An 8,001-nucleotide genomic window follows, 5' to 3' on the forward strand; every position below is an offset into this window, starting at 1 on the left:
GCCGAGTTTCCCTCCGTTCCTCATCCGTCGCCCAAGAACTGGCTATCCGCGGTTCTTCACATGGTCCTCACATCAGGCTTCCTGTAGAGCGGTCGGCGCCCGGCGGACGAAGCAGGACCGCGCATCCGCCAGCCAGGTCATGAGGTCGCCAGGGGCCAGGCCGAGCTCTCGTCCACGATCGGCAGGGCGGGCCGGGGGTCGCGACGACACGGAAAGGCACGACCCGATCGCTCACCGGGGTGGGCGGGGATCCGTCTCCCACCATGGCCGCATGAGCGTCGCGCCCCCTTCGGCCTCGTCCAGCAACCGATCCGCCTCGCGGGCCTCCCGCTCGTCCACCCGCATCCAGCGCACCATCAGCACGGCGATGAAAGGCAGGTCCGCCACCTCACCGACGCCCCACAGGATCGCACCAGCCGTGTGCTGATCGGTCAGCGGCGACGGCCCCCAGGAACGATGCAGAGCGAGGTACTGGACAGGCACCAGGAGGTGGGTGCGAAACGTCAGCACTCCGCCCGGAAGGCTGTCCAGCAACAGCTCCAGGAAATTGATGAAAAGCGCGGCTGCCGCGGCGATCCCGGTCACCTGCGCCGATCCTTCTATCAGCGGCACCGCGACGAGGAAACCCAGCACCAGCAGTGCGACCTGCAGAGCGTGATAGAGCGGCTCGCTTCGCAAGCTCGCTCCGGAGATCCCGGTGAACACGACGACGGAGGTGATGACCGGCACCAGCAGAGCGCCGAAAATCGGGCTGACCGCGCCGCGTAGCAGTCGCACCCGGGTGAGCCGGCCCCCGATCCGGCGCGACCGATCCGAGGCGACAGACCGGACCAGTTCGACGGGCCGACCACACGCCAGGAGCACAGGTGTGATCATGAATAGGCCGAGAACCTGGACGATGTACGCCGAGAACAAGGCGTGGGCATAGGCACCCGGCCAGGCCATCGTGAACAACAGCAGGCTGAGCAGGCCGGAACCGAAGAACACCACCGAACGCCGGACGGGCCAGCTCTCCCCCTGTCCGGCAAGACGAAGCAGTCCGTAGGCGTACCCCGCCGCGGCGATCCCGATCAACCCGCAGGCAACCGGATCCAGATGGAACGTCGCCCACGGGTGGGACGGCGACGACAGGGCGGCCACCCCCGACGGTGGACCCGGCAGTGTCGGACCCTGCGGCAGCGTCGGGACCTGCGGCGACGCGAAGACAAATCCCGATCCCGTCCAGGTTCCCCCCCTGCACGCTACCGCGTTCCCGAGACCGCATCTCGCGGCCCCTGGGCACGCTACGTGGTGGTGCCGGCGCGGTGATGATTCTGGCGAACAAGAGCGTGCGGGCGAGGGCGCCGGCCACCGGTAGTGGACGCCGCGAGGGCGGAGGTGGTGCCGCTCGGTGGTACCGCCCACTGCAGGCTCTCGCGGAGGGCCGGTCGCCACACGCTGAAGTCGTGGCTGCCCGGCCGCAGCCGCAGGACGACGCCGAAGCCCGGGCGCCGCGACAGGGTGGACGCCATGTTCCGGGTGTCCGACAGCGCCTCGCGATCACTGCGCCCGCTGTCCATCCACACCCGCATCGACGGGTACAGGGGCAGGGTCGGCGCGTAGAGCGCCGGGGTGTTGGACGCGGCGACGAGCTCGAGATCGGGCCGGTTCCCGAACAGGCCGGCCATTCCCCCGTCGTGCGTGGGCTTGTTCATCCCGGACATGTCCACAATCGTCGCGACGAGATCACGGTGGCGCAGCCCGAGGTTCAGCGCGCAGTAGCCGCCGGCGGACATCCCGGCGAAGATCCGGTCAGCCCGGTCCGGGATCGCGCGCAGGCGGGCGTCGACCGTGGGGATGACATCGTCGACCAGATAGGTCTCGATGTGCTCACTGGGCCGGTCGACGCACTCGCTGTCGTCGAGCCAGCCGTGGCTCAACCGGGGGGCGACGAGGATCGCGGGTCGGCTCTCACTGGCGAGCAGCGCGCCGACCTCCGCCGCCCGGTTCGCCCGGTACCAGTCGACCGGGGCGCCCGGCGAACCGTGCATCAGGTAGACCACCGGGAAGCGCGCCTGCGGCTCGGTGAAGTACTGCGGAGGCAGGTAGACCATCGCCTCCCGGACACCGAAACCGCTACGGACCCCGTTGACCGGCAGATCGATGACCGACCCGTTCGGGTGCGGCCGCGGCGGTGCCGGCGCCGCGGCCTCGCGCACCGACGCCGTCGGCCACGACCGAATGCCGATGACGTCGTCGACCCGGGGCAGGTAGCTGTAATGAGCGTTGACCAGATCCGCCACCGTCGCCAGCGTCAGCACCACCGACAGCCCCGTCATCGTGACCGTCACCACCCGTCCCCGCCGGGCCAGCAGCACACAGCCCACCCAGGACAGCAGCGCAAGCCCGGCCAACGACAGGATGAACCACTTCCCGATGACGACCAGCGATCCCAACGCCCACTCCTACCCGGCAAGTAGACACTCGTCCTTGGACTCCTCGGCAGGTGCTGTGTCTGAGCCCGTCCCACGGGCTGTCCCGCCAAGAGCAGATCCTGCAGTAAAACGTCCACGGAGGGGCTGTTTGATCCGGATCATGGTGTCTGGTCTGCGGCGGACACCCGATCCGACGCGCACGACCCCAAAAAGACGATCATGCCGGCCGTTCAGAGTAGGTGGTGAGGGTGAGACCCGTCAGGCGAGCAGGTCGTGTACTGCCACCGGGGTGAGGCCGGCCGTGTGGAGGTTCGCGATGATCCGGGGAAATGCGGCGACGGTGCCCGGGTAGCCGAAATGCATGCTCACGATGGAGCCCGGTCGGGTGCCGGCCCGTACTCGTACGACGACGGCGTCGGTTCCCGGGGCGGTGTAGTCGAGCGGGTCGACGTCGAAGTCGACGACCGTGCGGTACCCGGCGGCGCCGGCCTCGGTGAGAATCAGCGGGGTGGCGGTGCTCGTGCCGGAGGGTCGGAAGTAGCGGCCCTGGGTCGGCGCGAGGCGGGCCAGTACGTCCCGGCAGCCCGTGATCTCGGCGGCGACCCGGTCGGTCGGGAGCGCGGTCAGTGTCGGGTGAGTATAGGTGTGGTTGGCCAGTTCGTTGCCGCCCGCCAGGATGGCCGGGACGAGATCCTGGTGCTCGTCCAGCCATCGTCCGACGGCGAACACCGTGATCGGCACGGAGAGTCGGGTGGCGTCGGCGAGCAGCTGAATGGGCCAGGGTGAGGTCCTGGCCGGTCTGGTGTGGGCCGAGGTGGAAGGTGAGCGCGGCCCGGGGCCGATCCCGCGGTCCGTTGGCCACCGCTACCGCGCTGCCCCCCGGGACCAGCCCCGGGCCGCCGGGGTCCGCAGCCGCCGTGGTCGCGGCCGAGGTGCCGCCGCCGGTCGTGGCGGATGACGACGACGGCGACGGCCCGGCGGGGGTGGATCCGTCAGCGGCGCAGGCCACCAACCCCGTGGCCGCGACCACCGCGCCGGCCCCGGCGAGGAAGCGTCGACGCGAGGAATCATGGGAGACCGACTCGGGCATGGGCGCAGGCTACCCGGCACGGCATTACGGTCGGCAACTCTCCCTCCGGGCGGGGACGGGGCCGGAGGCCGCCGACCGGGGGTGGTGTGCGGTCAGCCGACGGCCCGGGAGGTGCCGAACATGGTGTCCAGGGTGACCGGCTCAAGCTGACGCTGCTCGATCAGCTGCTCGATCTGGTCGAACAGGCCGAGGACGGTCAGGTGGTTGGCGTGGCCGAGCATGATCGTTCCCGGCTGGAGGTACTGCTGGGCGAGCCCGATGAGCTGTTGCGGGGTGAGCAGGGTCGAGTCGCCGAAGCTGCCGTCCCACAGGAGGATCCGGGTGTACCCGAGTTCGCCGGCGAGCCCGTCGACGTGGTGGTTGTGGGCGCCGTAGGGCGGGCGGAACCAGGGCCGGCTGGTGATCCCGAAGGTCTGCTGGATCCACTGTTCGTTCTTCTCGACGTCGGCGCGGATCGCGGTGTCCGTCTCGTACAGCAGGTTCTTGTGGGTCCAGGTGTGATTGCCGATCTGCAGCTGGCCGGTCTCGACCAACGGGCGCAGAGCCTCGGCGTGACGATCCCAGATCGCCCGGTAGGCGCCGTTCGGCGAGAACGTGATGGGGATCTTCGATCGCTGGGCGAACGCCACGTAACCGGCGACCGTCGTGGCGTCATAGCCGTCGTCGATCGTCAGGGCGATTCTCCGGGTCCGGCTGGGCGCATGGGAGACGACGACCGGACGGCCCGGATACGGGGAGGGAATCGGCGCGGACAACGGCAGGGGGCCTGTGCCGTACCGATGCTCAGTAGCGACAGAATCACTCTTCGGTCCATAGACCAACATTCTACGAATCGTGATCATGGCATACCGCATCATCGATAAACAAGAGTTAAGAATCTTCGCCAGTACCCCATCCACCCGGATAGTCAAGCGCCTGGACCCGTTGGGCCGAGAAGACTTCGGTGACCCGAGGGCGGCATTCACAGGTCGGCGGGACCGGCGTCGGCCGCCATGGCTAGGCTGACCGCGTGGCAGTCAGGGGATCCCCCAATCGCCACCGCGACGTGCACGCGTTCCGGCAACGGGGCCTGCTGATGGTGGCCGCAGTGGTGGCACTGCTCGTCGCTCTCGCCGTAATCGTCCTGATCGTGTCCAGCGACGGCCGCGGCGCGAACGCCGAGGCCCCGCACTCCCCCGCGGCCGCCTCCTCGTCCGGGCCGACACCGCACCAGCCTGCTAGCCCGGCCGACGGCGACGGCACGCTGTCGGCCGTGGACGTCTACGCCCATGCGCGCGCCGGGATGCTGAGCCCGATCGTGAAGGCCGATCCGTCGCTCGTCTACGTCCCGAATCTCGCGGACGGCACGGTCAGTGTCATCGACCAGCAGTCCCTACGTGTGGTGGCCACCTACCGCACGGGACGCGCCCCGCAGCACGTGGTCCCGTCCTGGGACCTGCGGACACTGTGGGTGAATAACAACCTCGGAAACAGCCTGTCACCGATCGACCCACGGACCGGGCGGCTCGCCGGCCCGGCCGTGCCGGTCACGGATCCCTACAACCTGTACTTCACCCCCGACGGCGCGAACGCGATGGTCATCGCCGAGGCGATCCACCGCATCGACTTCCGCGACCCGCACACCTTCGCCCTGCGGCACAGCCTCGACGTGGGCAGCCTGTGCGCGGGCGTGAACCACGTCGACTTCTCCCCGGACGGTACCTACGCGATCGCCACCTGCGAGTTTGCCAGCCGGCTCGTCAAGATCGACCTCGTGCACCAGCGAGTCCTGGGATACCTCGGCCTCGGGCGCACCGCTGCCCCCCAGGACATCAAACTCGAGCAGGCGGGGCGGGTCTGGTACGTCGCCGACATGAACGCAGGCGGCGTCGACCTCATCGACGGCGACGCCTTCACCAAGATCGGCTTCGTCCCGACCGGGCCGGAGGCCCACGGTATGTACCCCAGCCGCGACGGCCGCCACCTCTACGTCGCCAACCGGGGCGGCATGATGACCTCCGGCATGCTCCCGTTCCCCCACAACGGCGACCACGGCTCCGTGTCCGTGATCTCCTTCGCTACCAGAAAGATCGTCGCCGCCTGGCCCATCCCCGGCGGCGGAACCCCCGACATGGGCAACGTCAACGCCGACGGGACCCGGCTGTGGCTGTCCGGACGACGCAGCAACGTCGTGTACGTGTTCGACACCGGCGATAAGGGCGGATCGGACCCGACGACCGGCCGGCTGCTGACCGAGATCCCTGTCGGCCACGAGCCGCACGGGCTCGCCGTCTGGCCGCAACCCGGGCGCTACTCCCTCGGCCACACCGGAATCATGCGCTGACCATCACCGACCTTCCGGGACGCCCGGAGGCCGGATTCCGCGCCGTGGGTACCGCGGATGGCTCTCCTGCATCCAGTCGCGGAACCGTCGCAGCCGCTCCTGGTGGTTCGCCTACCTACCTACCTGCCTACCTGCCCATCCCGCAAACTCACCCATGGAAACATCATCTATTGAATCGAACGTACGTTCCGCACACCCTGCGGTTCCCGTGCGTCCACAGACACGTTGGCTCCACCATGGCCGTAACCTGGAACTCGATCAGCCCAGAGCCGGTCGATGGCGTACTGGGCATCCTCGCCGAAGAACAGGCAGCGTCGACAACTCCGCCGGCGCACAGCCGGCGGGCACACCGGAACCGGCGGGCGCGGGCGACGACGCAGGCATGGCAGGCTGCGGCACGGGAGTTCCTGGTGCGTGGCTGGGCACTGGCTTGGACGCACCGTTGCATACGGCCGGGACGCCGGTCCACTCCGGCGGTCGGCATGACCGGATGATGAGGCGAGGTGCCCGGCGGATCCTGCACCGCGACGGCTGCCTCCCTCCCCAAAAAAACGCGGCGTGTTCATCACCAGCGGCGCGCTCCAGCGGGTGTGACATGACCGGTCCGGGCCTCGGCCGCGAGTCGATCATCGGCCTGCTCCAGGAGCTCAACGATGAACTGGGCCGGCGCGGCGCCAAGGCCGAGCACCTCACCGTCGACGTCGCCTCCGCCGAATGCCTGCTCGCGATGAAGCTGTTCGCGTCCCGGGTCGAAACCGACGCCGAGGACATCGCGTTCCTGTTCGTACCCGTCCCGGAGGGACCGAGGACAGGTGCGGGTCTACGGCCGGATACGACCACGCCCCGTACCCAGCGTCCCCTACCCAGCTCGCAACAGAAACATCGTCATCACCCCGAAACAATCGGTCAAACACAGAGGGTAAATCTGTCGACACATCCACCGAAAGTTATCCCTATATTTGTCGAGAATTCGTCGAAAATCGGAAATTATGCTATTTCGACGACTCTACGTTCACGGAATGAAGAAACGCAGAATCCCACTCGTCCTTGGTGTGGCCATCCTTTGTTCGCTGGTCGGCACCGCGTCGAGCGCGTCGGCGGCGGGTCCTGGTACCCACACACCCGCGCCCGCGCTTCCCTTGCACATTCTGCTCACCAACGACGACGGATGGCGGGGTGTCGGAGGCTCCGACACCCCACTGATCGCCGCTTTGCGTAATTCCCTCAAGGCTGCTGGGCATGACGTCGTGGTCGTGGCACCCGGTACCGACCAGAGCGGCTAGGGTGGTCGCTTCTCCATCCCTCCCCTGCAGCTGACGGTTGCCAGGCCCGAGCCGTCGGTGTGGACGATCGCCTCAGGATCACCGTCGGACAGCGTGTTCTTCGCCTTCAACCAGCTCTACCGGAACACCAAACCCGACCTGGTCATCTCCGGGATCAACCCGGGTAACAACCTCGGTCAGGCGGTCAACCACTCGGGCTCCGTCAACGCGGCCCTGACCGCGCTCGAGTTCGGCGTACCCGCGATCGCGGTCAGCATGCAGACCTCGAGTGCCTGGCGGGAGGGAACCGCCGTCGCCACGAAGAGCTCGGCCGGGTACGTGGTGGATCTCGTCCGCCGGCTGGAGGAGAAGTCGCAGCACGGTGTGTTGATGCCCTCAAACGTCGGTCTCAACGTCAACTATCCTGTTCTGGCTGGCCCCGTCGACCCCGCCACGGGCAAGCCCGGTTCGGCGCTGCCCCCCAAGGGGGTCCGGTCCACCGCGTTGGACACCAACGTGGCCCTCGATCTCACCTACAAGGCGGGACAGCCGGGTACCTACACGATCGGGCTCACTCCGAACGACCAGCCCGCTCCCGCGGGTACCGACACCCGTGCCATCCAGGACGGATTCGTCAGTCTCACCCCGTTGGAAGCGGACTGTGACGTGGACGGCTCCACCGAGGGCTGGCTCCACAGAATTCTTTGACAGCAGGAAGCATTTCCCCTCGGAGCGGGAGGCTTGCGTGGTGCTGGCCGCGCTCACCAGCCGGTTGGAGGTAGGTCGGACTGCGACTGCAGCCGACCAAGACCAAGATCGTGTACTGTAAGGACGACAGGCAGCGTGGCTTGTGCGAGCACACCTCATTCACGTTCCTGGGGTACGCCTTCCGGCCCAGGCCCTCTAGTAGGA

The 8,001-nt window shown here is 68.0% G+C and carries 5 protein-coding genes and 1 pseudogene; 2 read left to right on the forward strand and 4 right to left on the reverse strand.

The features are described from left to right. Positions 1 to 231: 231 nt before the first annotated feature. From G6R25_RS18820 to G6R25_RS18835, 4 genes are all read right to left on the reverse strand, one after another. Positions 232 to 1,140: a cytochrome c oxidase assembly protein gene (locus G6R25_RS18820; RefSeq protein ID WP_163554029.1), complete on the reverse strand. Its 909-nt coding sequence runs from the start codon at positions 1,138 to 1,140 to the stop codon at positions 232 to 234. A 143-nt stretch (positions 1,141 to 1,283) separates the two neighbouring features. Continuing rightward, on the reverse strand, positions 1,284 to 2,435 hold the full coding sequence (locus G6R25_RS18825; protein ID WP_163554030.1) for an alpha/beta hydrolase: 1,152 nt from the start codon (positions 2,433 to 2,435) through the stop codon (positions 1,284 to 1,286). Positions 2,436 to 2,672: 237 nt separating this feature from the next. Continuing rightward, on the reverse strand, positions 2,673 to 3,155 hold the full coding sequence (locus G6R25_RS18830) for a polysaccharide deacetylase family protein (RefSeq protein WP_235949041.1): 483 nt from the start codon (positions 3,153 to 3,155) through the stop codon (positions 2,673 to 2,675). Positions 3,156 to 3,596: 441 nt separating this feature from the next. After that, on the reverse strand, positions 3,597 to 4,259 hold the full coding sequence (locus tag G6R25_RS18835; RefSeq protein ID WP_235949043.1) for a polysaccharide deacetylase family protein: 663 nt from the start codon (positions 4,257 to 4,259) through the stop codon (positions 3,597 to 3,599). 254 nt (positions 4,260 to 4,513) lie between these two features. Between G6R25_RS18835 and G6R25_RS18840 the strand changes: the two genes are divergently transcribed. Next, positions 4,514 to 5,827: a YncE family protein gene (locus G6R25_RS18840; RefSeq protein WP_163554031.1), complete on the forward strand. Its 1,314-nt coding sequence runs from the start codon at positions 4,514 to 4,516 to the stop codon at positions 5,825 to 5,827. A gap of 1,019 nt (positions 5,828 to 6,846) precedes the next feature. Further along, positions 6,847 to 7,797 (forward strand): annotated as a pseudogene (gene surE / locus G6R25_RS18845) (5'/3'-nucleotidase SurE). Positions 7,798 to 8,001: the final 204 nt, after the last annotated feature.

It is taken from the genome of Candidatus Frankia alpina (genome assembly GCF_902806485.1).
GTDB lineage: Bacteria > Actinomycetota > Actinomycetes > Frankiales > Frankiaceae > Frankia > Frankia alpina.